Below are 27000 nucleotides of genomic sequence, written 5' to 3' on the forward strand. Positions count from 1 at the left end.
TTTTCTTTGCGGACCAATGGTATAACGTCCGCTGACCTTCTCAACCGAGCCCGCTAGCATATGATCCTCCAGCTTCTGCTGATCGTTCTCATTCTCTCCCTCGTCGTCTCGCAGCGAAAGCTGTCGGGCCGGGTCGCTTCGCTGGAGAAAGAACTTTCGGATGTCCGGGCGCGCCTGCTGACCGGCGTTCCCGTCACTTCCGAGGTGGTCGTGTCGCCCGAGACGGCGCTTGCCGAGATCCGCACCGAAGCCGCGGCTGAGATGGCCGCCGACACGGGCTTTGCAAAGGCTGCAGCAGAACCATCGAAGACCGAAGTCCTGGCAGAGATCACGGCGCCCGAGGAGAGGACGTCCGATCAGGCAGCCGAAACACCACCGCTCCCCGCGCCCGCTCCGCGCTTCCGCCGTGAAAATCTGGAAAGCTATCTCGGTGCTCGCTGGCCGGTCTGGGTGGGTGGCGTGGCACTCGCCTTTGGCGGCATCTTCCTTGTCCGCTATTCGATCGAGGCCGGGCTGCTCGGCCCCGGTGCGCGTCTGTCGCTGGCGGCGATTTTCGGGCTGGTGCTGATTGCTGCCGGCGAGCTGGTGCGTCGTCGGGCAATGCCCAAGATGTCGGAGCTCTACGCCAATGCGATGATCCCCGGTGCGCTGACGGCCGCCGGTAGCATCACGCTGCTGGGCGCGTCCTTCGCGGCCTACGCCTTTTACGACTTCATCGGCTCCGGCACCGCCTTCATGCTGATGGCCCTGATTTCGTTTGCAACAATCGCGCTGTCGCTGCTGCACGGGCAGACGCTGGCCGGGCTTGGCCTGCTTGGCTCGCTGATCACGCCGCTTCTGGTGACGACCGACGACCCAGACGTCAACGCGTTGTTCCTGTTTCTCGGCGTGAGCTGGCTGGCGTTGAACGCCGCCTCGCGCATCCGCCGCTGGACCGTGGTGCCAATGATCGCCAATTTCGGGATCGGCCTCTGGGTTCTCGCCTACACGTCACAATCGCTGCCGATCGACATGATGCCGCCTTCGCTGGTGCTGCTGATGATGATTGCCGGAACGATCCTCATCTGGCCCGGCCGCGTTTATACGCGCGGCTCGACAGGAAGCGGCGGCTGGCGGGCGCTGCTGAAGAGGCCACCGCTGCGGATCACCCTGTCGTTATCAGTCACGGTCGCGATTTCGGCGCTTGCCATGCTGGTCGCCACGCCTGGGGGCTCTCTTCATCCGCTGTTCGTCTTCGTCGCCCTGATCGGCGCGCTGGCCGCCGTCGGCAGCAGTCGCAGCTACGGGGTGTGGACGGTCGTGGTTGCAGCGCTCGCCGCGCTTGCCGGTATCGCGACCGTTGCGTCGACATTGCTCGCCTATGTGATGCCCGAAACGGTGACCGGCACAACCGCGCCTGTCGTTGCCGCTTTCGGCCACGAGATTGCAGGCTTCCTGCTCCTCGGCGGCATCTTCACGCTGCTCGGGGCCGGGTTCCTCAGGCGCTTCCGGCATGAGGAACCGACGTTTTCGGTACTCTGGTCCTTTATGATGGGGGCAATGCCGGTCACGATCGGGTTCATCTCGTTTCTGAACTTCGGCAATTTTTTCCGCGACTGGACGCACGGCCTCTATGGCATCGGCATCGGACTTGTGATGCTCGCGGTGGCGGAGTGGCTGTTTCGCGGACGTGACGAAAGCGATGGCGACGGCATCGATTGGCCGGCGAATATCGCAGTGCTCGGCTCCTTCGCGGGCTTCACGCTGGCACTACACGCGCTTACCAACGGCATCGTCACGACGATCCTTCTTTCCGTTCTCGGCTTTGCCTATCTGATGGCGATGCGAGTGCGGACATGGGCTGCCCTGCCCTGGATGATGGCGGCGGCAATCGCGATCGTGTTCGGTCGCATCGCCTGGCAGCCGACGCTGGTCGGGCCGGACAGTCTCGGCACGACGCCGTTCTTCAATGCGCTGCTGCCGGGCTACGGTATTCCGACCCTGCTCGCGATTGTAGCAGCCTGGATGCTGCGAAATTCACCCGATGTCCGTGTCCGCAACGTTTTGCAGGGACTGGCATCGCTTGCAGCCCTGCTGACACTTGCCGTGCTGATACGCCACGCGATGAATGGCGGCGTGCTCGATGCCCGCACGCCGACGCTTGGCGAGCAGTCGGTCTACACGCTCTTGACGATCGGCTTCTCCGGCATTCTGATGACGCTCGACCTGAAAAGCCCGAGCCCGGTCTTCCGCTACGGCTCGATGATCGCCGGCGCGATCGCGACGGTGAACGTGCTCTCGGCGCATGTGTTTGCGCTCAATCCGTTCTTTTCAGGCGAAAGCACGGGCTCCTGGCCCGTCCTCAACCTTCTGCTGCTCGGTTATCTTCTCCCGGCGCTCGCCTATGGACTGACCTCGTACTTGGCTCGCGGCCGGCGGCCAGCGCCCTACGTGGCAATGCTCGCCGTCTCGGGCGCCCTGCTCGGCTTTCTCTGGGCGACGCTTTCGGTTCGACGCTTTTTCCAGGGCCAGAATATTGCCCAGTGGAAGGGATTTCTCGCTTCCGAAACCTATGCCTATTCTGTGGTCTGGCTCCTGATCGGCATCGGCCTTCTGGTAGCGGGCTCGAAATGGAACGCCAAGAGCCTGCGGCTTGCTTCTGCAGTGCTGGTGCTGGTGTCCGTGGCGAAGGTCTTCCTGATCGACATGGCCAATCTCGAAGGCATTATGCGGGCCCTGTCCTTCATCGGGCTGGGGGCAGTTCTGATCGGAATCGGGCTTTTCTATCAACGGATTCTGGTCAACAAGAGCGAAACATCTGATACAGACGATTCTCACGAACCTTCGTAGAAACCAGCATGACCGCGTCACTCGCAGAATCCTTTTCGCCCCACCAGGATCTGGCCAGAAGCCTCATTCCGCATGCCAGTGCTGGCGACGATGGAAGCCACGATCTGGCTCACATCGCCCGCGTCTTCAAGAATGCGATGCGCATTCATCAACACGAAGGCGGCGACGGGCGGGTGCTGGCAGCCGCGGTGCTGCTGCATGACTGCGTTGCGGTGGAAAAGAACTCCCCGCTGCGCAACCAGGCGTCTCGTCTTGCCGCGGAGAAGGCGGCGGGCATTCTGGGCGAGATGGGCTGGAGCGATACAGAGATCGATGCGGTCTCCCATGCGATACTCACCCACAGTTTTTCGGCAAATCTCGAGCCGCAGACGATCGAGGCGAAGATCCTGCAGGATGCGGACCGGCTCGATGCAATCGGCATGATCGGTGCGGCACGCTGTTTCTACATTGCCGGGCGGATGGGTTCGGCGCTTTACGATCCGGCCGATCCGCTCGCCAAGCATCGACCGCTGGACGACAGGACGTTTGCAATTGATCATTTCGAGACGAAGCTGTTCAAGCTCGCCGACGGCTTCAAGACGCAGGCCGGCCGGCAGGCGGCAAACGAACGCCACCAGCGTCTGAAAAGTGTTCTCGACCTCTTTCTCGATGAAATTTGAGGAAAACCCATGCATGTCAGCGAGATCAACTACTACCCCTTGAAGAGCGGCCGCGGCATTTCGCTCACTGAGACGCAGATGACGTGCACAGGCATACCCGGCGATCGCAGCTTGATGCTGGTCGATACCAGGGGGCATTTCGTCAACCAGCGCGATCTTCCAGAAATGGCGCAGTTGCAGGTCCTGCCCGACACGGACGGGTTCCGGTTTTCGATGGAGAGCAAGGGCGAGATCACCGTCACCCGGCCGCCGGGCTACCGGCGTACCGATGTGGTCGTTTGGAATTCGATCGTCAGCGCCGCGCTGGCCGACAAGGATGTCAACTCGACCCTTTGCGACTGGCTGGGCTGCGACGTGCGGCTTGTTTTCTTCGATGAACGTTCGAAGCGGACCGCAAGCGACGACTGGGCAGGACCCGATACGCCGGTCACATTTGCCGACGGATACCAGGTCCTGGTCACGACCACCGGCTCGCTCGAGGCGATCAATGCCGACATGGAGAAGCATGGAGAAGGCGCCGTCGGGATGGACCGGTTCCGCGCCAACATCGTCATCGACGATGGGGACGCCTTTGGCGACGACCATTGGGAGGCGATCGAGATCGGCGGCCTTCGTCTCGATCTCGTCAAACCCTGCGCCCGCTGCATCATGATCACCCAGGATCAGGTGACCGGTTCACGGGATGTCGCCAACCCGATGCCGGCACTCGGTCGCCTGCGCATGTCGGCCGACCGGCGTGTTCCCGGCCCGCTGTTCGGATGGAACGCCGTGCCGCGCGGCAGCGGCATGATCGCAATTGGTGACGACGTGAAAGTGGTCTCAACACGCGGCGCCTGGGCCATCAAGAAGCGGTAAAGCAAAGCGGCCGTATGTTGTCTGGCCGCGTCCCCTTACCGGACTTGAGAACTGTCGTGAGCTACCGCGCCAGGCGCATTGCCTGGCCCTGGCAATCCAGCACCTCGTCGATGGCGTGACCAATCTTTTCGATCAGTTCCTGCAGGTTCGGGTTTTCCGGATCGAGAAAATCGCCAACGAAGGCGACAACATTATCCGCCGTCAAAGGAAAACCGCTGATGCTACACTTCAGGATTGCCTGGTTTGCAATCGTGGTCGCGGTGATGCGCTCCAGAAATTCGTTTCGCTGGTCTTCCGTCATCCCAGTGAGCATCGTTTCTCCTGATTTGCTTGCCCAAGTCTAACTCAACCTTGAGAACATATGTTCCAGTCGCCAGTACGGGGAAGACCTCAAGTGCAGGTCTCCAGAACTATTTGCAGTTTCTCATATACCTTTTTCGGGTCTGAAGGTTCCCTCTGACGGCACCGCATGGCAGACATGTCCAATCGGCGTTTGTTGACAAAGGTCAAAACCGGTCAAGAACACCGATCTCACAAACGTAGGGCGTCACGGCGGCGCTTGCGCGCTCCGCACTGGAATCGATCACCATCATGACATCTCGGTCTACGGGACTTCTCTTCGCGTTGACTGCTGTCATTATCTTCGCGGTTCAGGACGGCATCTCGAAACACCTGGGCGGCGCCTATCCTCCCCTTTTCGTGGCGATGATCCGCTACTGGGCCTTCGCAGGTTTCGTGCTCATCGTGGCCGGTCGCTCGTCCGGCGGTGTCAAAGGTGCAGCGTCCGCGAACAGGTTGTGGCTGCAGATTGCCCGCGGGGTCATTCTGGTTTTCCAGATCGCGCTGTCGATCTTCTCATTTGCCGAGGTCGGTCTTGCGGCCACCCATACGATCTTTGCTGCGACGCCACTGCTCGTTGCCTGCCTTTCGGTGCCCTTGCTCGGCGAGAAGGTCGGCTGGCGGCGCTGGACCGCGATCGGCGTCGGCTTTGCCGGCATCCTGATGATCATCAATCCGCTGCATGCGACATTCGATTTCCGGATCGTCATCCCGCTGATCGGCACCACGATGTTTGCGCTCTACTCGGTGCTGACCCGGCTCGCGAGCCGCACCGACACGGCCGATACCGCGTTTTTCTACACGGGTATTGCCGGTGCTGCGGCGATCACGCTGGTCGGTCCGTTCTACTGGTCGCACATCACGCTCTCCGACTGGTTCTGGATGCTGACGCTTTGCATTACCGGCATGACCGGGCACTATCTGCTGATCCGCGCCTACTCGCTCGTCGACGCCGTCGCGGTACAGCCGATGTTCTACGTACAGTCGGTGCTCGTCTGCCTGATCGGTGTGATGCTGTTCGGCGAGATGATGACCATCAACATGGTGGCCGGGTGTGCGATCGTCATCAGCGCCGGAGCCTTCACGCTCTGGCGCGAATCGCGGCTTGGCAAAGTCCCACCGCCCCCGATCGAGCCGCCCGGCGCGCTGTAGAGAAGGCTTTGTCGCATCAGCTGTTGTGATGCATCGCGTCAGGAAAAGTCGTTTCCCATTTCACACCTGCGCGGCTATGGATAATGCCTGATTTCAGGAGGCAAGCATGTCCAACCCCGCGCGCTCATCGATGCCCTGGCTGATCATCACGGCCGGTGCCTTGGTTGCGATGCTGACCTTCGGCCCGCGTTCGGCAATGGGCTTCTTCCAGTTGCCGATGTTGTCCGATCGTGGCTGGGATCGCACCACGTTCGGGCTGGCGATGGCGATCCAGAACCTCGCCTGGGGCCTTGGCCAGCCGATCTTCGGAGCGATAGCGGACAAATACGGTACAGGCCGCGTGCTCGCCCTGTCCGGTCTCCTCTATGCGGGCGGACTGTTTCTGATGTCGTCCGCGCAATCAATTCCGATGCTGCACCTGTCGGGCGGCCTGATGGTGGGGCTTGCCGTCGGCGCCGGTTCGTTCGGCACGATCCTGTCAGCCTTTGCCCGCAACGTGACGCCCGAACAGCGCTCCTTCGCGTTCGGGATCGGCACTGCCGCCGGCTCTGCCGGGATGTTTCTGTTTGCGCCGCTCAGCCAGGCGCTGATCACGGCCTACGGCTGGTCGGACAGTCTGATGATCATGTCGGCGATGATGCTTGCTGTTCCGCTGCTTGCCATCCCGCTCCGGGGCAATGCCAGCTCCGGCACGCAGAACCAGACGGAGTTCAAGCAGACCGCGGCGCAGGCACTGCGGGAAGCCTTCGCGCACAAGTCGTACCTGTTGCTGACCTCGGGCTTTTTCGTCTGCGGTTTTCAGGTAGCTTTCATCACCGCGCATTTTCCGGCCTATCTTCGCGATATCGGCATCGAGGCTCGCTATGCGGTGATCGCCATGGCACTGATCGGTTTCTTCAACATCATCGGCTCGCTTGGCGCCGGCGTGCTCGGGCAGCGCTACTCGAAACCCTATCTGCTCGCCTATATCTATATCGGCCGCTCGATCGCCGTCACGGCCTTCCTGCTTTTGCCGCAGTCTCCGACCTCGGTCATCATCTTTGCCGCCGTGATGGGTCTCTTGTGGCTGTCCACGGTGCCGCCGACCAACGGACTGGTGGCGATCATGTTCGGCACGCGGCATCTGGGCCTGCTTGGCGGTTTCGTGTTCCTGTCGCACCAAGTGGGGTCGTTCCTCGGCGTCTGGATGGGCGGCGCGCTTTACGACAGGCTCGGTTCCTATGACATGGTCTGGTGGTTCGGCGTCGTGTTCGGCCTGTTTGCCGCGGCCGTACACTGGCCCATTCGCGAAAAGACGGTGAACCGCCAACCGGTCATGCAGCCGGCGGAATGATACCTGATCCTTGCGGCGTCTGATCGTCAGGGGCTTTCGACAGCGCCTTCAGCGCCGCCTGAACGAACCCGTCGCGGGCGGTACTCTGGGTCATTCCGCGCGGTTCATAGACATGCCGGGATAGGAAATGGCCGGTCAGACGGAAGGCCGCGGCCATGCCGTCGCGGTCGGCAGTCCTGGATGCTCCCTCTCCCAGAAAATCCGGCAGGGCCAGCATGCGGTCCGCATAGGGAGCGCCGGCATCGCGGCTCACGGCGCGACCGGACTTCGGCGACACATAGACAAGATCGCTGCGTGTGCCGGTCGCCGCACATTCCGAAAGATCCAGTCCGAAACCAAGATCGTTCAGCACCGCGAGTTCGAACCGGACGAAGAGTTCGCCCGCATCGGACGGATCATCCATCGCATCGAGAATGATATCGAGAGCTTCGAACAGGTGCGGATGCGGATCACGCTCGGGAAGCAGCCGAAGCAGAGCCCCCATCGCCTGGACACCGTAGACCGCCGTTGCGGTTTCCATCAGCTTTGCTGCACGCAGTTGCAGCGGTTCGAGCTTGAATTCGCCGAGATGCTCGTCGAGACGCGCGCGCCAGACCACCTCCACGCGGTTTCCCGGCTGCAGCACCGGTTGCATCGCGCGCGAGCGGCCGGACCGGACGATGCCGAGATGGCGGCCGCGTTCGCGCGTCATCAGTTCGGCGATGACACTCGTCTCGCCGTGGCGTTTCACGCCGATGATGATTGCCTCGTCCTGCCACTGCATCGATAGGTGAACTTCCTGTCTGCGTTGATCAGTTCTACCGTATAACCTCTTGGGACTGAATCGGTTTCTGCGTCTTTCCGGCACGGTTTGCGGGCTCTGTCGGTATCTAGGTGTGGCTGTCGCGCCTCCCTCGATTTATCTCTCGACCGGGCTGGAACAAATTGCCTTCGCCGCGGATTTCTCCGCCGAACAGCCAAGAGCAATACGCTGCCGGAGATCACATGAAAAACGCCCTGCTCGCTACCGCTATCATTGCCGCGATGCCCTTTGGCCTCGCCTTGCCAACGCCTGCGGCCGCACAGTCGCCGCAGCTTGAACAGGCTTGCGTCGCGGTTGCCAAGAACTTCCTGCTCATTCCAGACGTCAAGACCGGCATTGTGCAGTCCTTCCCGGAACTCGATCCGCCGGGCGCACGTCTCACCTATTCGACCCGCCAGGACGCCAAGCCGACCGATTTCACCAACGAGATCGATTGCGAGTTCGGCAAGGGTGGACCTCCCTTCACGCTGCTGCGCTTCTGCATCTCGAAGACATGCTACGGCCCGGGTGAGCAGGAACCCGAAAATCGTCGTCGCTTCGAAGAGGTTAAGGCGCTGATGGAGCGCAAGAAGTAAGATCTCCGTCTCAGCCGAGATCCGGCGTCAGCATGTTGAGTGCTGAGGACAGATATCGCGCGGCCAGAGCATGGCCGCGCGCTGAAGCGAGATCCAGCGCTGCCCGGCAGTGGCTCTCGAGCGGATCACTGATCTGGATCGGTTCGGCGAGCGCTGGCTGCACGATGACAGTGCCGCTGTAGATCGAAGGCAGCCCATCGACATCGCGCAGACAGCGCCCGTTCGCGCGAACGCTAACCTTATGGCCATCCGGATGGGTCAGGCTGTATTCGGCATTGTAGGCTGCACCATCGACGATCGCCATGTGGATAGCCTTGGCCACACGCTGCTTGTCGCCGTCGTCGATGTAGCGCACCAGGACGTCGATCGGCATTCCGATCGACAGGTCCTCGATCGAGAGACCAAACACATGGGCGATGACGTCGTCACCATAGACGCGGTTTTCTGCAACATTCCAGCTGTAGAACCCCACCGCGTTGATGAAATCCTGATCCGCTTCGTCAGAAGCGATCGTTCCGCGTGCCATGTACGCTCCCTATGCCAATACGACGCGTAGTTGTACCATCACCATCGCGTTAGCAATCGCGTACATTGATAGATGACAAGTTGCTACGGGGTTCTACGTAACGAATCACGAGCGCCCTTTGGCTGACAGGAATGTCCAAGGGAGCGATTCTGCAGCCATCGTGCACGACCGGAGGATGCAGCCGCAATTTGCACGAACCATGGATGCTTTACGCTTTTTTGCCGCCATCCAGCACGTTGAGTGCGGAGGCCAAGTAGCGGGCCGCAAGCGCGTGGCGGCGGCTGTTGGCGATTTTCAAAGCCTCGAGACAATGGGTCTTGAGTGGATCGCCAGAATGAGCACCACTGCCCACTTCGACAGCGGTAACGGAACCTGTGTAGATCGACGGCAGGCCGAGCTTGTCGCGAAGGCATCGTCCCTGCCCTGTCACCGTGACGCGGCGACCGTCCACATGGGTGATCCCATAACTCTGGTGGCACTTTTTGCCAGAAATGATGGACTCGTGCAGGGCTTTTGCGACGCGCTGCTTGTCGCCATCGTCGACGTTGACGATGACCTGTTCGATCGGCGCGCCGCTCTCGAGGTCCCTGTAGGGGACCCCGTAGATGAATGCGAAGACCTGATCGCCGTAGACCTTGTTCTCCTGAACGTTCCAGCTGAAGAACCCAACCGCATCGCTGAGATCCATACCACTGAAGGCATCAAAACGTCTTATATCGCTCATGCCTGGCACCACCTCCACGATTTGCCGAGATCGCCTCAGTCCTTCAATACAACCAGCGTAACCCGTCGGCGTATTTTAGGAAATAACAATTAAGCATTTCCGAATTTACTAACATTCGAAATTACACAGTAGTTCCTTCTCCCGATATCAAGCTAACGCATCGGAAGGAGTCGGCAAGCCAAAAACGGTCAAACATTCAGTTTTTCGGGAATTCCAGGCCCATTTCGCGGAAACGTTGTGGATCGTCTCCCCAATTTTCCCTGACCTTCACAAAAAGGAACAGGTGAACGGGCTGTTCAAGGATCTCGGTCAGTTCCTTGCGCGACGCTGTCGAAATTGCCTTGATGGCGTCGCCGTTCTTGCCGAGAGCGATCTTCTTCTGGCTTTCGCGCTCGACATAGATGACCTGTTCGATCCTGACGGAGCCATCCTTGCGCTCTTCCCACTTCTCAGTCTCGACATGCGAGGCGTAGGGAAGCTCTTGGTGGAGCCTGAGAAAGAGCTTCTCGCGGGTGATTTCGGCAGCAAGCTGGCGCATCGGCAGATCGGAAATCTGATCCTCCGGGTAGTACCAGGGGCCTTCCGGCAGGGTCGTGGAGAAATAGTCCATCAGATCGTCGCAACCCGAACCGGTCGTCGCCGAGATCATGAAGGTGCGCACGAAGTCGATCTTTTCGTTGGCCGCAGCAGCAAGCGCCAGAAGATCCTCGCGCTTGACCTGATCGATCTTGTTCAGAAGCAGCAGTTTCGGCTGATGCACATCCTTCAGACCCTCGAGGATCGCGTCGGCATCGCCGCGCAGGCCGCGTTCGCTGTCGATCAGGAGCGCGATCATGTCGGCATCCTTGGCGCCGCCCCAGGCGGTGGTCACCATGGCGCGGTCCAGCCGGCGGCGCGGCTTAAAGATGCCGGGCGTATCCATGAAGACGATCTGGGCGTTGTTGTGGATTGCGATGCCCCGAACGATGGCGCGGGTTGTCTGCACCTTGTGGCTGACGATCGACACCTTGGCGCCGACGAGACGGTTGACCAGCGTCGACTTGCCGGCATTGGTCGCGCCGATCAGCGCCACGAAACCGGAATGGGTCGGACCGGCTTCAGCCTGTTCCGCCGCCGCCTCGTCGACCGGGGTTTCCGGCTGAACGGCGTTTACGTCTTCGTCTTTGCCTTCGATGGTGTTGTCTTCGATCATGATGTCCAATCAGTCTTCAGCAGAGGTCTTCTGCCAGACGCCTTCGCGTTCGAGTATCCTGGTGGCAGCAACCTGTTCGGCTGCACGTTTCGACCGGTCGGCGCCCGTTTCGGGCGAAACACCGGGAATCTCGACCGTCACGGTAAAGCGCGGGTCGTGATCCGGGCCGGAACGGTCGTCAATGCGATAGGACGGGGTCACACCGAATTTGGCATGTGCCCATTCCTGCAATTCCGTCTTGGCGTCGCGGCGGGCGCCATCGGCGCGGGTCGCACGCGCCTTCCAATGACGCAGAATGAAACCGCGGGCAGCTTCCAGTCCGCCATCCAGATAAAGGGCGGCAATCAAACTCTCCACCACATCGGCACGGACGTTCATCATCCGCTTGCCGGTGATCTTCTTGACGTCGGCGCCGGTGCGGATGAAACGGTGCAGTTCCATCTCGTCTGCAACAATGGCACAGCTTTCGGCGCTGACCAACTGATTAAGGCGCACAGACAGCTCTCCTTCCGGTGCGGACCGGAAGGTGGTGAACAGAAGTTCGGCAACGCAGAGCCCAAGCACACGGTCGCCCAGAAACTCCAGACGCTCGTAATTGGCATCCTTGGCAAGACCGACGCTGGCGTGGGTCAGCGCCCGGTCAAGCCACTGCTTCTCGGAAAAGACATGGCCGATTATCGTCTCGAGACGGCCGCGTTCTTCTTCCGAGAGTGAGAGCGGTTTCATCAATGAACGCCCTTGAAGAGACGGTCCCAACGCATGTTGGACGGCCATTTCCAGATCTCGCGGAAGGACGTGTCGTTGCCGAGCGAGAAGAAGATGACGCTGGCGCGACCGACGAGGTTTTCGGCCGGAACCATGCCCGGACCTTCGTCAAAGCGGCTGTCGAGCGAGTTGTCGCGGTTGTCGCCCATGAAGAAATAGTGTTCCGCCGGCACGACGAACTCGCGGGTGTTGTCGCCGCGCGAGCTTGGGGACTGGTCGAGCGTGTCAAAGGTCACGCCGTTGTCGAGCGTCTCGCGGAAGACTGGAACGTTGGTGCCTGGATCGGAGCGGTAGTCGGATGTGAAAGCGCCGTCGCCCTGCTTGGGTACAGCGGTTCCGTTGACGAAGAGCACGCCGTCGCGAACCTGGATGCGGTCACCGGGAAGGCCGATCAGGCGCTTGATGTAATCGATCTCGGGCTGCTGCGGCAGGCGGAACACGATCACGTCGCCGCGCTTCGGCTCGCTGAACTGAAGGACACGGCCTTCAAACAGGTCCGGCGAAAACGGCATCGAATACTTCGAGAACCCGTAGGCGAACTTGTTGACGAAGATATAGTCGCCGACCAGAAGCGTCGGCATCATCGAGCCGGACGGAATCGTGAAGGGCTGGAACAGGACGGTGCGGATCACCATAGCCAGCAGCAGGGCCTGGATGATGACCTTGATGTTTTCCCAAAGGGCATTCTGCGGCTTCGTCTCGGCGTTATCGGACACGTATTTCAATCTCTCTCTTCACGGCGGATGGCTACCTGTGTGAAACGTGCCGCAACCTTCGAGAGATCACGCCCGCCGTTCAGGTCATTCCTGCGTGGCACCTTGTAGCTACAAAACCGCTGCGCGCTTTTGCGGGACATGCTTTAGCGTCTTCACAGAGCGGCGGCAATGGGCCACCGCTTCGCCAAATTCGGGTACGCTCACGGAGCGGCCACCGGTCGCGCCTCAATGATCACGAAGGCCTGCGCATAGGGATACTCGTCGGTGATCGTGACGTGGATGAAAGGCTCCTGACCGGCGGGCATCAGTTCCGCCAGCCGCTCGCCCGCGCCACCCGTCAACACCATGGTCGGCTTGCCGCCCGGCAGGTTGACAACGCCCATGTCTTTCCAGAACACGCCGTTTGCAAGGCCGGTGCCGAGAGCCTTGGAGCAGGCTTCCTTGGCGGCGAACCGCTTGGCATAGGATTCTGCGCGGTTCTTCCGACGATCGGACTTTGCGCGCTCGATATCGGTGAAACAACGATGGGTGAACCGTTCCCCGAAACGTTCGATGGATTTTTCAACTCGACGGATGTCGATGAGGTCACTTCCCATGCCGATAATCATCAAAGTCCCTCTTTCTCAAGCATCGACTGACTTGCGGTCTGCCGGCCGCGCCGTCAAGTTCCCCGGCTGATATTCCCGCTCATAGGCCTGCTGATATTCGCTGCGGCGGGCAAGCCGACGCTCCGTCTGGCTGTTGCGAAAACTGCGGATCCCGAAATAGGTCGCGACGTAGACAAGCAGTCCGCAGAACAGGCCGGGAGGCAGCGAGCCGATCAGCATCGGTTCCAGGATCGGGTCCCAGAGTTCCGATAGCTTGAGCTGGGAAAACAGCGCCGCTAGGTCGACCGGCCGCGCTTCGCCGCCGCCAGCGCGGCCAAGGATGAACTGGCCGATTTCCCACGTAAGGGGCCAGATGATGGGACAAGTAACGGGATTGGCGAAGGCCGTGCCAAGCGCCGCAGCGACCATGCTGCCGCCCAGCACCCAGGCAAAGGGGATAGCAAAAAGGATGTGGAAGCCGAGAAAGGGTGTCCAGGCGCTGACCATGCCGATGGCAAGACCGGCAGCAACCGCATGCGGCGAACCACCGATGCGCAAGATCTTAAGCCGGTAATATCCGAGCACACGGCGGAACCCCTTCGGGGGGAATATTGCGCGATGCAGCTTTTCTCGGAAGGTCGGGGCTTTGCGGCGCCGAAAGGGCATGAAGCAGCTTCTTTCTGGTTCGGTCCGGTCAAGGATCCGAGAACCATCATCTCAGTTCGGAAACGGTCTTCGTAGCGGAAGCCCAAGATGATGGCGAAAATTGGCCGCTGGCATCGGGCCGCTTCGCGCACGGCCCCCGGATAGATCTACTGCACGACAGACGACCGAGCCGCTGTCATGTCATTGAATTCAGATAGACTTGCGGAACATGCCACGGTCGATCTGGCGAACGCGGTGCTCGAGATCGAAGCGATCGCAGGCTTCATTGAGGTATGCCATTTCGCGTTCCTGGGCGGAAGGACCGCGCAGGACGCGGGCGAACTTGCGGACGGAGGTAAACATCTGACGTCTCTTTCGGTAAATGTTGCGGTGCAGCAGATATAGGCTGAACCAGCGGGCTTTACCAACGCAAGGGTTACCTCCCAGCCCTGCATTGAATGCATACCCGGTTCAGGGGAGCGCACTCAAAACAGGCAGTCCGCATCGACGATCGGCTGGGGTCTAGTCGTAGACACGCTTCAGGTTGGAAACGCAGTCCAGTTCCTTCAGCTGCGTCAGGAGCTGGTTGAGCTGGCGCACGTCCCAGACTTCGACTTCCATGGCGATCTCGGAGAAATCGGCGGCGCGATTGCTGGCCATCGACAATGATCGGATGTTGATGTCGAGACCGCCGATTGTCTTCGCGACCGTCGCAAGGGTGCCTGGCTCGTTGATCGTGTTGACGTCGATGCGGGCGAGAAAACGAGACTTGTTGGCCTCGTCGAGATCCCATCGCACATCGATCCAGCGCTCCGGTTCCTCATCGAAGTGCTGCAGGATCGGGGCCTGGATCGGATAGATGGTGATCGCCTCGCCCTTGTCCATGATCCCGACGATACGGTCTCCGGGCACGGCGCCGCTCGGTGCGAAACGCACCTGCATATTGCCGGCAAGACCGCGGATCGGAACCGGTTCCGGGCTCAACGCAACGACATCGCCGGCATTGACGGCCGCCTGGGCATCCTCCAGCGGTGCCTTTGGCTGGTTCGGCAGCTTGAACATCATGCCGGACGCACTGCGCATGTTGAACCAGCCGTCATCGGCCGACGGCTTCACGGTAACGCGTTCGTCCTTGAAATCAGGGAAGACGGCGCGCAGCACGTCGAGCGACGACAGCTCCCCTCGCCCGACGGCAGCGATCGCATCCTCGACATCCTTGTGGGCAAGCCGATGCAGAGCAGGCTTCAGCGCCTCGCGGGTAAAGGTCTTTGCGGCGCGATCGAAGGTGCGCTCCAGAATGCGATAGCCGAGGCCGGCATACTGTTTGCGGATCGCCATGCGGGTAGCGCGGCGGATGGCCGAGCGGGCCTTGCCGGTGACGACGATTTCTTCCCAGGCGGCCGGCGGAACTTGAACACCGGAGCGGATGATCTCCACCTCGTCACCGTTGTTCAGCCGGGTGACAAGCGGCATGATACGGCCGTTGATCTTGGCGCCAACCGTGGTGTCGCCGATATTGGTATGAACCGCATAGGCAAAGTCGATCGGCGTGGCACCGCGCGGCAGCGCGATCAGCTTGCCCTTGGGCGTGAAGCAGAAGACCTGATCCTGGAACAGTTCGAGCTTGGTATGCTCCAGAAATTCTTCCGGATTGTCGCCTTCGGCAAGCGACTCGATCGTATGGCGCAGCCAGGAATAGGCGCTCGATTCCTTGGGCAGAAGATCGTCGCCCTTGGCACCACCCGACTGGCCGTCCTTATAGAGCGCATGGGCGGCGATCCCGTATTCGGCAATCTCCTGCATCATCTCGGTACGGATCTGCAATTCGATACGCTGCCTGGACGGGCCGACGATCGTCGAGTGGATCGAGCGATAGTCGTTCTGCTTCGGGTTGGAGATGTAGTCCTTGAAGCGGCCCGGCACGACGCGCCAGCGGGTATGAACGATGCCGAGCGCCTTGTAGCAGCAGGCGACGTCGTCGACGACGATGCGGAAACCGTAGAGGTCGGAAAGCTGCTCGAAGGACAGCGACTTCGACTGCATCTTGCGGAAGATGGAATAGGGCTTCTTCTGGCGCCCCTTGACGGCGGCGTCCGGCAGGCCGTTGGCGACGAGAAGATCGCGCAACTCGTCCTCGATCTTCTTGATCAGCCCTTCGTTGCGGGCCGAAAGATCGGCCAGCCGCTGGGTGACAGTCGCATAGGCTTCCGGGTTGATGTAGCGGAAGGACAGGTCCTCGAGTTCGTCGCGCATGTCCTGCATGCCCATGCGGCCGGCCAGCGGCGCATAGATATCCATCGTCTCTTCGGAAATGCGTGCCTTCTGCTCAGCCTTCATATGGTCGAGCGTGCGCATGTTGTGCAGCCGGTCGGCAAGCTTGACCAGCAGGACGCGCACGTCGTCGGAGATCGCCAGCAGCAGCTTGCGCAGGTTCTCGGCCTGCTTGGCCTTTTTCGAGACGAGATCGAGACGCTTGAGCTTGGTCAGACCCTCGACGAGACGACCGATATCCTCGCCGAACAGTTCATCGATCTCGGCGCGGGTCGCAGTCGTGTCCTCGATCGTATCGTGCAGCAACGCGACGGCGATCGTCGACTCGTCGAGATGCATGTCGGTGAGGATGGCAGCCACTTCGAGCGGATGCGAGATATAGGGATCGCCAGAGGCACGTTTTTGCTGGCCATGCTTTTGCATGGCGTAGACATAGGCCTTGTTGAGAAGAGCTTCGTTGGCCTCGGGCTTGTACTTTTGTACCCGCTCAACAAGCTCGTACTGCCTCATCATCCCGTGAAATGCCCTCGATACCGGGTCCAACAAAATAAAAATGGCGCGCCAACCATCAGATCAGCGCGGCCATCATAGATATCAAGACAGATTAGGGCGAGAGAATGAACGGTCCCTTGCCCAAACAATGCATCAATCAGTAATCGTCGCTCTTTTCCGGCGGCACAAGGCCTTCGATACCGGCGAGAAGGTCTTCTTCCGACATCTGGTCGAAATTGACGGTTTCCGCGGCGCCGTCTTCCTCGTCGTTGCCAGAGGCTGTCGACGTGCTGCCGGCAGCAATCAGGGTTGCCGGATCGGGCTCGGGCTCGTCGATCTCGACATGCTTCTGCAGCGAATGGATCAGGTCTTCCTTCAGGTCGTCGGGAGACAGCGTTTCGTCGGCGATTTCGCGCAGTGCGACGACCGGGTTCTTGTCATTGTCGCGATCGATGGTGATCGCTGCGCCCTGCGAGATCTGGCGGGCACGGTGGCTGGCGAGAAGCACCAGCTCAAAACGATTATCGACTTTGTCAATGCAATCTTCTACTGTGACACGGGCCATTGCCTGTCCTTTGCGGTCGTTATTTTCGGAATTGCTACGCCCGATACAGCCATTGCCAGCGAAATTCAAGTTTATTCATGCCGACTGCCGCATGCCGCCGACCGTGGTGGCGATGACTCTGGCCAGATTCAACGAAAGGTTGCTTGGATAAAAGCGAATCCTACCATAAATGACATTTATATGATTAGCTGGTAATTTAACCGATAAATACCTAAGCGATCGGCTCAACTTTTCATTTGACGGGTCCTTGGTCAAGCAGCTTGAAGGGGATGGAGACATATGTTTGACCCAAGAGAGAAGATAGCTCTCTTTATCGACGGTGCTAATCTTTACGCGGCCTCGAAAAGCCTTGGTTTCGATATTGATTACCGTAAGCTTCTGAAGGCTTTTCAGAAGCGCGGCTATCTGTTGCGTGCCTATTACTATACGGCGCTGATCGAGGATCAGGAATATTCGTCGATCAGGCCGCTGATCGACTGGCTGGATTACAACGGCTACAAGGTTGTGACAAAGCCCGCCAAGGAGTTCACGGATTCGCTTGGCCGCCGCAAAATCAAGGGCAACATGGATATCGAGCTCGCGATCGATGCGATGGAACAGGCCGAGACCGTTGATCATCTCGTGCTGTTTTCGGGCGATGGCGACTTCACCAATCTTGTCGAAGCGCTGCAGCGCCGCGGTCGCAAGGTCTCGGTCGTTTCGACGATGCAGACGCAGCCGCCGATGATCGCCGACGACCTGCGCCGGCAGGCCGATCATTTCATCGATCTGATGACACTGAAAGCCGAAGTGGGCCGCGATCCATCGGAACGCGCACCACGGCCGACGGAGCCTGCTCCCGAACCGGCCGAAGGCTGAGATCATCCCCGGAAAGAAAAAAGTCGCCGTTCGACGGCGCCTTTTTTTGTTGGGGAAAACGACTAGGCCGAATGCGGCTCCGGCGTCACCGAAGATGACGCCCCCTGCCCGGCGCTGCGCTTTCGTGCACGAAACACGCCCTCGACGATCAGGGCTAGGGGAAGCCCGATAAAGAACGGAATGAAGAAGTAGATCACTCGGAACGCGACAAGCGAACCGATCGACGCCTGATCGCCCATCACGTGGCGAACGGTTGCCTCGAGGACTCCAAGGCCACCCGGCGCATGGGTAATGAGGATTGCCAGATTGGCGAGCACGAACGCGGTCGCGGCCTTCAGGTAGCTGACATCGGCGCTCGCTGCCATGACTTCGCGCAGACAGGCGGATACGAGCGCGAAATTGATCGTGCCGATCACCACCTGTGCGATGGCGATCCTGAGCGTCGGCATCTCAAAGCTCCAGGAGCGGATCTTCAAAGGCGCGCGCAACGTTGCCGCGAGGATGAGATATACACCCGTCACGGCGAGGCAGGCAAAACCGATCCCCATGACCATCGCCTCCGACAGCCGCAGGACTGTTGCGGCATCCTTCGGATTGATGATCATCACGATACCCGACAGAACGGCCATGCCGATGCCGACAGTGACACCGGAAAACAGGACGATCTTGGCAACGTCCTCGGTGCTCATGCCCCAGTGATGATAGTAGCGATAGCGCAGCGCGCCACTGCTGAGACCCGACAGGCCGACACTCTGACCGATCGACAGCGCGATGAAGGAGGCAAGGCCGATCTTGGGATAGGAGAGGTCGTTCTTCACATAGCGCACGCCGGCCCAATCGAAGCCAGACAGGCAGACATAGGACCCGGCGGCAAACAGGCCCGCCATGACGAGATTATAGGTCGGGATATCCCGGACGGACTGGACAATGTCGCTGAGCGAGTATTCGCGGAACGTATGGTACAGAAGGTAGCCGGCGGCGCCGAAGCCGATGACAATCGTGATGTAGGTAAAGATCTGCTTCTTCGTCATCGCCCACTTGCCCCAAAATAACGAGCTGAAACGGGCGATGTGTGGTTTTGTTCCGCAGTGAGGGTTCTCCAGCTCGCTCGAGCACGCGCTTAACGCGACGCCCGACCGGTCAGCCTCAGCCGGCCTTGAAAAGCCGCGACTTCTCGCGGTTCCAGTCGCGTTCCTTCTCGGTCTCACGCTTGTCGTGCAGCTTCTTGCCCTTGGCGAGCGCCAGTTCGAGTTTCGCGCGACCCTTTTCATTGAAGTAGATCTTCAACGGCACCAGCGTCATGCCTTCGCGGTTGATTCCGACACGCAGGCGGGAGATCTCGCGCTTCGACAAAAGCAGCTTCCGGCGACGGCGCGGCTCGTGGTTGAAGCGGTTGGCCTGCAGATATTCCGGAAGATGGCTGTTGATCAGCCAGATTTCATTGCCTTCGTCTGAGGCGTAGGACTCGGCGATATTTGCCTTGCCGTCACGCAGCGACTTAACCTCGGTGCCGGTCAGCATGATGCCGGCTTCGTAGGTATCGAGGATCTCGTAATTGAAACGGGCCTTGCGGTTTTCCGCGACAATCTTGTTCACCGTGCGCTGGCTGCCTTTGGGGGCCATTGAAATCTTCCGTCGCCCTTCATCTGAAACACAATCCCCGCCCATGGGCGATGAGCGGGGTTCGATTTCTATGTAATGCGCCAGGCAGCAAAAGTGAAGCGCTGCGGCTTCAGTTCAGGATACCCGCATGACGCAGTGCTGCATCAATGGCAGCTTCCGTCGCCGGTTCCAGCGTCGACATCAGTGGAGAGCGGACGGCGCGGTTCAGACCGCGGACCTTGTAAAGCCCGTATTTCGAACCGCAGACGCCGGGCTCCATGAAGATCGCCTTGTGGAGCGGCATCAGGCGATCCTGATACTCGAGTGCCTTGGCATAATCGCCGGCAAGCGTGGCGGCCTGGAACTCGGCACAAAGCCGCGGCGCGACATTGGCCGTCACCGAAATGCAGCCAACGCCACCATGGGCGTTGAAGCCAAGTGCCGTCGCATCCTCGCCGGACAGCTGCACAAATTCCGACCCGCAGGTGATGCGCTGTTCGGAGACGCGCTCGATCTTGCCGGTCGCATCCTTGACGCCGACGATGTTCTTGTAGGCCTTGGTAAGGAAACCCATCGTTTCCGGGGTCATGTCGATGACCGACCGGCCGGGAATGTTGTAGATGATGATCGGCAGATCCGTGGCTTCGGCGACCGCGGAAAAATGCGCGATCAGGCCCTTCTGGGTTGGCTTGTTGTAATAGGGTGTGACCACCAGAAGCGCATCGGCGCCCGCGGTCTGCGCATGCTGGGCAAGCTCGATCGCTTCGCGGGTGTTGTTGGACCCGGCGCCGGCGATGACAGGGACGCGGCCGCGGGCGGCCTCGACGCACAGTTCAACGACCCGCTTGTGTTCGTCGTGCGAGAGCGTCGGAGATTCGCCGGTCGTGCCGACCGGGACCAGACCGGAACTGCCTTCCGAGATCGTCCACTCCACATGCGCGGCGAAAGCATCCTCGTCCACCGCGCCGTCGGTGGTGAAGGGGGTGACGAGAGCGGGGATCGATCCCTTGAACATGCAAAACTCCCAAAGGCCGAAGGGCATGGTACAATCCATGCTTCGGCCGTAATCCGCGACTATAAGGCTGGGCACCATAAATCGGCGACCGGGCGGCGACAAGCGGAAGTACATGGGTTTTCAGCGTAAATTCCACTTAAGAATTCGCGCGATCGTGACCGCTGTGGTAAGGTTTTGTTAAGCTTGTCAGCAGCTAATAAGGGGTCTGAAACATCGTTGTCGCGAGTTGCCGGATGAGCAAACCCGTTGTAATCCTCAAGACGCTCGGGGCAGCGCTGGCAATCAGCGTCGCGGCCCTGCCGGCTTACGCTGCACCTCCAGGTCCCAATGCCGGCGTTGCGCCGCTGCCATTCGTGAGGCCGGACGCTCCTGCTGCAATCCCGGGCTTCACCACCGTTCCGACGCCCGTCCCTGCGCCACCGACAACACCACCGGCCACTCCGGCGCTGGTTCCCGTGCCTGACATTACCGGCGCAATCCCCAGGATGAACCGGCCGCTTGCGACGCCCGCTCCCGCCCCTGCTCTCAAGGCCGGTCTCGATGCACTCTCCGACAACGATGCCGCACAGGCGATCGCCATGCGCGACAGCCTGCCGGAAGGCTCGCTCGACGAAAAGATCCTGACCTGGGCGATTGCCACCTCGGGCGCCCGCGGTATTCCTTCGAGCGAAATTGCCGCTGCGCAGCGCAGGCTCGTCGGATGGCCGGGGCTTTCCACCCTGCGGGCGCAGTCCGAACGCGCGCTCTACCGCGAAAACCCGACGCCGGCCCAGGTGCTTGCCGCTTTCGGCACGACGAAACCGGAAACGCCGGAAGGTGCCGTCATTCTATCGAGGGCGTTGGTGGCGAGTGGCAAACATGCCGATGCCGGGCGCATCCTGAAAAACATCTGGGCGTCCGAGCCGCTTGACAAGCCGATGGAAGACCGGATCCTTGCCGAGTTTTCTGCGCTTCTTTCGCCCGCGGATCACCGGGCGAGGATGGATTACCTGATGTACCGCAGCCGCGGAGCGCAGGCGAAGCGCTTTGCCGAGCTCGGCGGTTCGCAATCGCTCTACAAGGCGTGGAACGCCGTCATCGCCAACGCAAAGACGGCAGGACCGGCGATCGAGGCAATTGACCGTTCGCTGGCAAGCGATCCGGCTACCCTTTTCGTGCGGATCGAATATCTGCGCCGCCAGGACAAGTACCAGGAGGCCGCAGCGCTTCTCGCAAAGGCTCCGCGCGAAGCGGGCCGCCTGATCAACACCAGCGAATGGTGGAACGAGCAGCGAATCGTTGCCCGCGGGCTCGCCGATCTCGGCGATCTCAGGCTGGCCTACCGGACGGTGTCCGACCCGATGGCAGCACTCTCCACCGACAAGGTGGATGCGGAGTTTCATGCGGGCTGGTACGCGCTGCGGGCGCTGAACGATCCGGCCACAGCCGAAAAGCATTTCTCGAGGATTCTCGCTGCCTCGAGCCGTCCACTCTCGGCATCGCGCGCGCTCTACTGGCTCGGACGCGCCGCGGAGGCTGGCGGACCGGGTTCCTCATCGGAATTCTACAGCCGCGCTGCCAGGTTCCCCGGCACATTCTATGGCCAGCTCGCCGCCGCAAGGCTGGGCACGCGGACGCTCGATGTCAGTTATCCGACGCCATCGGCAGCCGACCGGCAGATGTTCGAAAACCGCGAGGCCGTTCGGGCTATCGCAAGACTGGACGCCGCCGGCCACGATCGCCGGTCGGCAGCGCTTTACAAGGCCCTCGGCGAAGAGCTGACGAGCCCTGGTGAACTCGCGCTGCTTTCGTCACGCGCCGAAGCGCAGGGTGACCATGCGCTGTCGCTCTCGATCGGCAAGAGTGCCTTTTCGCGCGGCATCGACGTTGCAGCGCTTGCCTATCCGCTCGGCGTCATTCCGACGGCTGCCAATATCGAGGGGTCCGGCAAGGCGCTTGCCTACGCGATCGCCCGTCAGGAAAGCGCGTTCAATCCGACAGCCGTGTCACCGGCCAACGCCCGCGGGCTGCTGCAAATCCTGCCGACGACCGCCCAGGGCGTGGCGAGGCGCCACGGGCTGGCGTTCAAGGCCGACCGATTGACCAGCGATGCCGGCTATAACGCGACGCTCGGTGCCCATTATCTGGGAGAGCAGATCGAGACGTTCGGCGGCTCCTACATCATGACCTTCATCGCCTACAATGCGGGGCCGAAACGGGTGAACGAGTGGATTGCCCGCTATGGCGATCCTCGCGGCAAGCCGATCGATGAAGTCGTCGACTGGATCGAGCGCATCCCCTTCCCCGAAACGCGCAACTATGTGCAGCGGGTAATGGAGAACTACCAGGTCTACAAGGTCAGGCTCGGACAGACGTCGGATATCGTGACAGACCTGCGGTTGGGGCGCCGATAATCTAATCTTGCAGCGCCTGGTTCATCTGATCACACCTCAGAATGCAAAAAGGCCCGGCAATGCCGGGCCTTTCGGGTTTGATCGCAGAAATTAGAATGTGCGCTGGAAGCGCAAGAGACCCGACCATGCTTCGTCGTCGAGCGTGGCGTTGTTCCACTTGGTGTAGGCAATTTCCGGCTGGATCAGGAAGCCCTGGATCGGCGTCCACTGCAGGTTGGCGACAGCCGAAAGGACGTCGCTATCAGAGTAGGAAACCTGCATGTTGGCAGCAAGGTCTTCGTTAAACTCGTAACCGGCACCACCCCAGACGGCCCAATCACCCCAGCCGAAGCCATCAATGATTTCAGGTGCATAGGAGTTGAAGCTGTCGCCGTCGCTGTTCCAGCCACCCATGAGGAAGGCGGTGAACGCGCCGAACTTGCCGCCGACACGTGCCTTGACGGCACCTTCTTCAACCGATTCGTCGTAACCACCGGTTACGCCAACCATGAAATTGCCTGTGTCGTATTTCAGACCAGCGGCAACATTCGGCCAGTCGCTGGCGCCACCGGCGGTGTCGTTGTCGTTCTGGCCGTCGTCTTCGAGAGCGGCGAATGCCGAGAAGCCGTTGCCACCCTTGTAGGTGTAGGCAACCATGTTGACTTCGCTCGGGCCGTAATTGATGACGTCGTCGCTGTCGACGTTACCGGCGTAATCGATGAAGGATTCATAGAGCGAATCCTGCAGGCCGACCGCAAAGCCACCGAGTTCGATCGTCGCAACCATCAGGCGGGTACGGGTGTTGTTGCCGTCACTTTCGATGCCGGTGCCAGCCGCATCAATGGCGTCATACTGCGGGTTATAATCGAAGCGCGCCGTAAGGTTGGTCTTTAAAGCACCCCATTCCGTATCGGAAGCTGTGCTCAGGTAGAGCTCGGCACGGGTGTTTGTATAGAGACCATCGGCGTCAGGATTGTAGGCATCGCCATACAGAGCGTCGAAACGGACGCGACCGCCAACCTTGAGGCAGGTCTCAGTGCCTGGAATGTAGAAGTAGCCTGTGCCAAACGCGTCACAAACGCGAACGTATTCGATGGGTTCCGGTTCGGCTGCGACGATAGCGTCGGCAGCCTGAGCGCCGGAAACTGCTGCCAGGGCAGCAGCGGAGCCAAGAAGAAGGCTCTTGATGTTCATTTTGTAATCTCCAAACAAACGCAGATGAAACAATGCATGTCGTAAAACAAGGTCGTCCATGGAAGCAGGAATCACCCCGAGTCGCGTGGTCGGCTGCCGAGACGCTAGTCGTCGATCAACTTTGCGGCAACGAAATCGGCACTGTCGCGTCCATTAGCGCCTCAATCGAACCGGTCGGTGTTGCAAGCATTCATCAGTTTGTTCGTGTGTTCTAAATCGCTGAAGAGCGGACGATGCTGCGTTGCAGCGAATCGTCGAGCGCCGGACCGACTCAAACGCCGAAACGCAAAAAGCCCGGCAGAAGCCGGGCCTTTCGTAAAACCAAATCCTTTTAAAGGATCAGAACGTGCGCTGAAGGCGAACCATACCAGCGAACTGGTCTTCGTCGATTGCGTCCCAGCTGGTGTAGGAGATTTCCGGCTGGATCAGGAGACCGGAAACCGGGGTCCACTGAACGTTACCAGTTGCTGCGAAGGTGTCGTTGTCCGTGTAGGAAAGCTGAACGTTGGCAGCAACCTTGTCGGTAAACTTGTAGCCTGCGCCACCCCAAACAGCCCAGTCACCCCAGCTCTGGCCAATGCTGTCGCCAAAAGCGTACTTGTTTGTGGTGTCGCCGTCCGAGTTCCAGCCACCGAGAAGGAAGGCCGAGAATGCGCCGAAGGTGCCGGAGATGCGGGCCTTGATTGCGCCTTCTTCAGCCGATTCGTCGTAACCACCGACAAGCGAAGCTGCGAACGTGCCTGTGTCGTACTTGATACCAGCAACAGCATCGGGCCAATCGCTTGCGCCACCGGGTGTGTCGTTGTCGTTGGTGCCGTCGTCTTCGAGCGAGACCACGGCCTTGAAGCCATTGCCACCGTCAAAGGTGTAGGTAACCTGGTTCAGTTCGAACGGGCCGTAGGAGATCACGTCATCGTTGATGACGTCGCCGGCGTAACCCGAGAAGGACGAGAACTGAGAGTCGGTGAGACCAACCAGGAAGCCGCCCCATGTGATGTAGGCGTCGATGAGACGCGTACGGGTGTTGTTGCCGTCAGAGACGATACCAGTGCCGTTAGTGTCGGAAACCACATCATACTGCGGATTGTAGTCGAAGCGGGCCGTGATACGGGTCTTCAGTGCACCCCATTCGGTGTCAGAAGCCGTGTCGAGCGAGATGTGCGCGCGGGTGTTCGTGTACAGGCCATCGCTATTCGGCCTGTAAGCGTCTGCGTACTGCGCGTCGAAACGAACGTAACCACCGATCTTGAGGCAGGTTTCAGTGCCCGGGATGTAGAAGTAACCGGTGCCGAAAGCGTCGCAAACGCGAACGTATTCCATTGGCTCCGGCTCAGCAGCGACGATAGCGTCGGCAGCCTGGGCACCGGAAACTGCTGCGAGAGCTGCAGCGGAGCCGAGAAGAAGGCTCTTGATGTTCATATTTGACCTCCAGTCAAAGTTTCAAAAGGGGTGAGTAGCTTGCTGGAGCCAGCATATCTGCCCCTCCCCGCGACTCAAGAAACGGCGACGAACCGACGCGCTTCATGTCTTGAGGCTACGAGACCTTCCCAATTGTGACAAGTAAATCGCAAGCTTCGACGTGCATTTTTGGCGTTTATTTGAAAAAGTGTTGCAACGTTTCATCGCATTGGTTTCGAGCGTTAACCAACACTTAATAAACAGGCCGGGAATCGGCGACCGACGATGCTTCCAGAGGAATGTGACAACCTCCCTCATCGGGAAAAATCACCAGGCCACGACGCCGATTCGCGACGGATCGCGCAGAAAAATCAGTGCCACGAACGACAAAAGGCCCGGCGTGAGCCGGGCCTTCCGTTAAACAATCCTTAAATAAGGATTAGAACGTGCGCTGAAGGCGAACCATACCGGTCCACTGATCGTCGTCCATCTGCGCGTTGTCGACGCTCGTGTACGAAACTTCCGGCTGGATCAGGAGACCCGAAACCGGGGTCCACTTGACGTTTGCGGAAGCAGCAAGAACTTCGGAGTCGGTGTAGCCAACCTGTACGTTAGCAGCAACCTTGTCGGTGAACTTGTAGCCAGCACCGCCCCAGACAGCCCAGTCGCCCCAACCTACCGTAGCATCACCATAGTTGGTACCTGGTGCGTACTTGTTGTTGGTGTCGCCGTCTGTGTTCCAGCCGCCCATGAGGAAGGCCGAGAATGCGCCGAACTTGCCGGAGATGCGGCCCTTTACAGCGCCTTCTTCAGCCGACTCATCGTAACCGCCGACGAGCGAAGCAGCGAACGTGCCGTTGTCGTACTTAGCGCCAAGAACTGCATCCGGCCAGTCGCTTGCGCCACCGGGAGTGTCGTTGTCGTTCGCGCCGTCGTCTTCAAGCGAAGCAACAACCTTGAAGCCGTTGCCGGCGTCGAAGGTGTAGGTAACCTGGTTGAGTTCGAAAGGACCGTAGGAGATCACATCATCGTTGATGATGTCGCCAGCGTAGCCCGAGAACTGCGAGTACTGCGAGTCAGCAAGACCGACCAGGAACCCGCCCCAAGTGATGTAAGCCTGGTTCAGACGAGTGCGAGTGTTGTTGCCATCGAAACCGATGTCAGTGCCGTTGGTGTCGGAGATGACATCATACTGAGGGTTGTAGTCGAAGCGAGCTACGATCTTGGTCTTCAGAGCGCCCCATTCGGTGTCCGAAGCGGTGTCGAGCGAGATGTGAGCGCGAGTGTTGGTGAAGAGACCCTCGCGGTCGAGGCGGTATGCGTCGTTGTACTTAGCGTCGAAACGAACGTAACCACCAACCTTGAGGCAGGTTTCCGTGCCCGGGATGTAGAAGTAACCTGTGCCGAAAGCGTCGCAAACGCGAACGTATTCCATTGGCTCCGGCTCAGCAGCGACGATCGCGTCAGCAGCCTGGGCGCCGGAAACTGCTGCGAGAGCTGCAGCGGAGCCGAGAAGAAGGCTCTTGATGTTCAT

At 60.0% G+C, this 27000-nt stretch carries 26 protein-coding genes; 8 read left to right on the forward strand and 18 right to left on the reverse strand.

The window, feature by feature from the left end; genetic code table 11:
* The first annotated feature begins 60 nt into the window (after positions 1–60).
* Genes IFT59_RS10565 through IFT59_RS10575 form a run of 3 tightly spaced genes read left to right on the forward strand, consistent with a single transcriptional unit; the run spans position 61 to position 4343 of the window.
* Complete coding sequence (locus IFT59_RS10565) at positions 61–2829, forward strand: DUF2339 domain-containing protein (RefSeq protein ID WP_192086787.1); 2769 nt, start codon at positions 61–63, stop codon at positions 2827–2829.
* 8 nt (positions 2830–2837) lie between these two features.
* A complete protein-coding gene (locus IFT59_RS10570; protein WP_184654835.1) occupies positions 2838–3488 on the forward strand; it encodes an HD domain-containing protein in 651 nt (216 codons plus the stop codon).
* A gap of 9 nt (positions 3489–3497) precedes the next feature.
* Positions 3498–4343, forward strand: coding sequence for an MOSC domain-containing protein (locus tag IFT59_RS10575; protein ID WP_192086788.1), 846 nt, complete (start codon positions 3498–3500; stop codon positions 4341–4343).
* A gap of 61 nt (positions 4344–4404) precedes the next feature.
* On the opposite strand, the gene IFT59_RS10580 is transcribed toward IFT59_RS10575, so the two are convergent.
* Positions 4405–4656, reverse strand: coding sequence for a hypothetical protein (locus IFT59_RS10580; RefSeq protein WP_139283842.1), 252 nt, complete (start codon positions 4654–4656; stop codon positions 4405–4407).
* 278 nt (positions 4657–4934) lie between these two features.
* Between IFT59_RS10580 and IFT59_RS10585 the strand changes: the two genes are divergently transcribed.
* Both IFT59_RS10585 and IFT59_RS10590 read left to right on the forward strand, forming a co-directional pair.
* On the forward strand, positions 4935–5834 hold the full coding sequence (locus IFT59_RS10585; protein ID WP_192086789.1) for a DMT family transporter: 900 nt from the start codon (positions 4935–4937) through the stop codon (positions 5832–5834).
* Between the two features lie 106 nt (positions 5835–5940).
* The gene (locus tag IFT59_RS10590; protein WP_192086790.1) at positions 5941–7167 is read left to right on the forward strand and encodes an MFS transporter; all 1227 of its coding nucleotides are present in this window, start codon (positions 5941–5943) and stop codon (positions 7165–7167) included.
* Here the strand turns inward: IFT59_RS10590 and recO are convergent.
* Entirely contained in the window at positions 7148–7930 is a 783-nt protein-coding gene (recO, locus tag IFT59_RS10595) for a DNA repair protein RecO (RefSeq protein WP_192086791.1), read from the reverse strand. The two genes, IFT59_RS10590 and recO, sit on opposite strands and share 20 nt — an antisense overlap.
* A gap of 221 nt (positions 7931–8151) precedes the next feature.
* On the opposite strand from recO, the gene IFT59_RS10600 reads away from it, so the two are divergent.
* Entirely contained in the window at positions 8152–8544 is a 393-nt protein-coding gene (locus IFT59_RS10600; protein ID WP_062453386.1) for a hypothetical protein, read from the forward strand.
* A 10-nt stretch (positions 8545–8554) separates the two neighbouring features.
* Here the strand turns inward: IFT59_RS10600 and IFT59_RS10605 are convergent, their stop codons facing one another.
* The 10 genes from IFT59_RS10605 to rpoZ form a co-directional block, all read right to left on the reverse strand.
* Positions 8555–9070, reverse strand: coding sequence for a PAS domain-containing protein (locus tag IFT59_RS10605; protein WP_192086792.1), 516 nt, complete (start codon positions 9068–9070; stop codon positions 8555–8557).
* Positions 9071–9278: 208 nt separating this feature from the next.
* Entirely contained in the window at positions 9279–9794 is a 516-nt protein-coding gene (locus IFT59_RS10610; RefSeq protein WP_174195904.1) for a hypothetical protein, read from the reverse strand.
* A gap of 196 nt (positions 9795–9990) precedes the next feature.
* Positions 9991–10986: a GTPase Era gene (gene era, locus IFT59_RS10615; protein ID WP_197978094.1), complete on the reverse strand. Its 996-nt coding sequence runs from the start codon at positions 10984–10986 to the stop codon at positions 9991–9993.
* A 9-nt stretch (positions 10987–10995) separates the two neighbouring features.
* Entirely contained in the window at positions 10996–11712 is a 717-nt protein-coding gene (rnc, locus tag IFT59_RS10620) for a ribonuclease III (protein ID WP_430240771.1), read from the reverse strand.
* Positions 11712–12467, reverse strand: coding sequence for a signal peptidase I (lepB, locus tag IFT59_RS10625; protein ID WP_062454754.1), 756 nt, complete (start codon positions 12465–12467; stop codon positions 11712–11714). Before lepB ends, rnc begins: the two co-directional genes overlap by 1 nt.
* A 200-nt stretch (positions 12468–12667) precedes the next feature.
* Positions 12668–13075 (reverse strand): holo-ACP synthase, encoded by a 408-nt coding sequence (gene acpS / locus IFT59_RS10635; protein WP_062453390.1) that lies wholly within the window; start codon positions 13073–13075, stop codon positions 12668–12670.
* 15 nt (positions 13076–13090) lie between these two features.
* The gene (locus IFT59_RS10640) at positions 13091–13639 is read right to left on the reverse strand and encodes a DUF2062 domain-containing protein (protein ID WP_192086793.1); all 549 of its coding nucleotides are present in this window, start codon (positions 13637–13639) and stop codon (positions 13091–13093) included.
* Positions 13640–13909: 270 nt separating this feature from the next.
* Positions 13910–14062 carry a DUF3563 family protein gene (locus tag IFT59_RS10645; protein ID WP_192086794.1) on the reverse strand — a complete coding sequence of 51 codons (153 nt, stop codon included), beginning with the start codon at positions 14060–14062 and terminating at the stop codon, positions 13910–13912.
* Positions 14063–14221: 159 nt separating this feature from the next.
* Positions 14222–16483 carry a RelA/SpoT family protein gene (locus IFT59_RS10650; RefSeq protein WP_092661806.1) on the reverse strand — a complete coding sequence of 754 codons (2262 nt, stop codon included), beginning with the start codon at positions 16481–16483 and terminating at the stop codon, positions 14222–14224.
* Between the two features lie 136 nt (positions 16484–16619).
* Entirely contained in the window at positions 16620–17027 is a 408-nt protein-coding gene (rpoZ, locus tag IFT59_RS10655; RefSeq protein WP_062454756.1) for a DNA-directed RNA polymerase subunit omega, read from the reverse strand.
* A 279-nt stretch (positions 17028–17306) separates the two neighbouring features.
* Between rpoZ and IFT59_RS10660 the strand changes: the two genes are divergently transcribed.
* Entirely contained in the window at positions 17307–17885 is a 579-nt protein-coding gene (locus tag IFT59_RS10660) for a LabA-like NYN domain-containing protein (protein ID WP_062453393.1), read from the forward strand.
* A 62-nt stretch (positions 17886–17947) separates the two neighbouring features.
* Here IFT59_RS10660 and IFT59_RS10665 read toward each other — a convergent pair whose 3' ends face one another.
* The 3 genes from IFT59_RS10665 to dapA all read right to left on the reverse strand — a co-directional run bounded on the left by IFT59_RS10665 (position 17948) and on the right by dapA (position 20502).
* Positions 17948–18916: a lysylphosphatidylglycerol synthase transmembrane domain-containing protein gene (locus IFT59_RS10665; protein WP_192086795.1), complete on the reverse strand. Its 969-nt coding sequence runs from the start codon at positions 18914–18916 to the stop codon at positions 17948–17950.
* Positions 18917–19031: 115 nt separating this feature from the next.
* Positions 19032–19508 carry an SsrA-binding protein SmpB gene (gene smpB, locus IFT59_RS10670; RefSeq protein WP_062453395.1) on the reverse strand — a complete coding sequence of 159 codons (477 nt, stop codon included), beginning with the start codon at positions 19506–19508 and terminating at the stop codon, positions 19032–19034.
* A gap of 109 nt (positions 19509–19617) precedes the next feature.
* Positions 19618–20502, reverse strand: coding sequence for a 4-hydroxy-tetrahydrodipicolinate synthase (gene dapA, locus IFT59_RS10675; protein ID WP_062453396.1), 885 nt, complete (start codon positions 20500–20502; stop codon positions 19618–19620).
* 233 nt (positions 20503–20735) lie between these two features.
* Between dapA and IFT59_RS10680 the strand changes: the two genes are divergently transcribed.
* Positions 20736–22895 (forward strand): lytic transglycosylase domain-containing protein, encoded by a 2160-nt coding sequence (locus IFT59_RS10680; RefSeq protein ID WP_192086796.1) that lies wholly within the window; start codon positions 20736–20738, stop codon positions 22893–22895.
* 90 nt (positions 22896–22985) lie between these two features.
* Here IFT59_RS10680 and IFT59_RS10685 read toward each other — a convergent pair whose 3' ends face one another.
* The 3 genes from IFT59_RS10685 to IFT59_RS10695 all read right to left on the reverse strand — a co-directional run bounded on the left by IFT59_RS10685 (position 22986) and on the right by IFT59_RS10695 (position 27000).
* Positions 22986–24068 (reverse strand): porin, encoded by a 1083-nt coding sequence (locus tag IFT59_RS10685; RefSeq protein ID WP_192086797.1) that lies wholly within the window; start codon positions 24066–24068, stop codon positions 22986–22988.
* A gap of 339 nt (positions 24069–24407) precedes the next feature.
* Positions 24408–25487 carry a porin gene (locus IFT59_RS10690; RefSeq protein ID WP_113166387.1) on the reverse strand — a complete coding sequence of 360 codons (1080 nt, stop codon included), beginning with the start codon at positions 25485–25487 and terminating at the stop codon, positions 24408–24410.
* Positions 25488–25905: 418 nt separating this feature from the next.
* Complete coding sequence (locus IFT59_RS10695) at positions 25906–27000, reverse strand: porin (protein WP_113166386.1); 1095 nt, start codon at positions 26998–27000, stop codon at positions 25906–25908.

Source organism: Rhizobium sp. CFBP 8752 (genome assembly GCF_014842035.1).
GTDB lineage: Bacteria > Pseudomonadota > Alphaproteobacteria > Rhizobiales > Rhizobiaceae > Neorhizobium > Neorhizobium soli.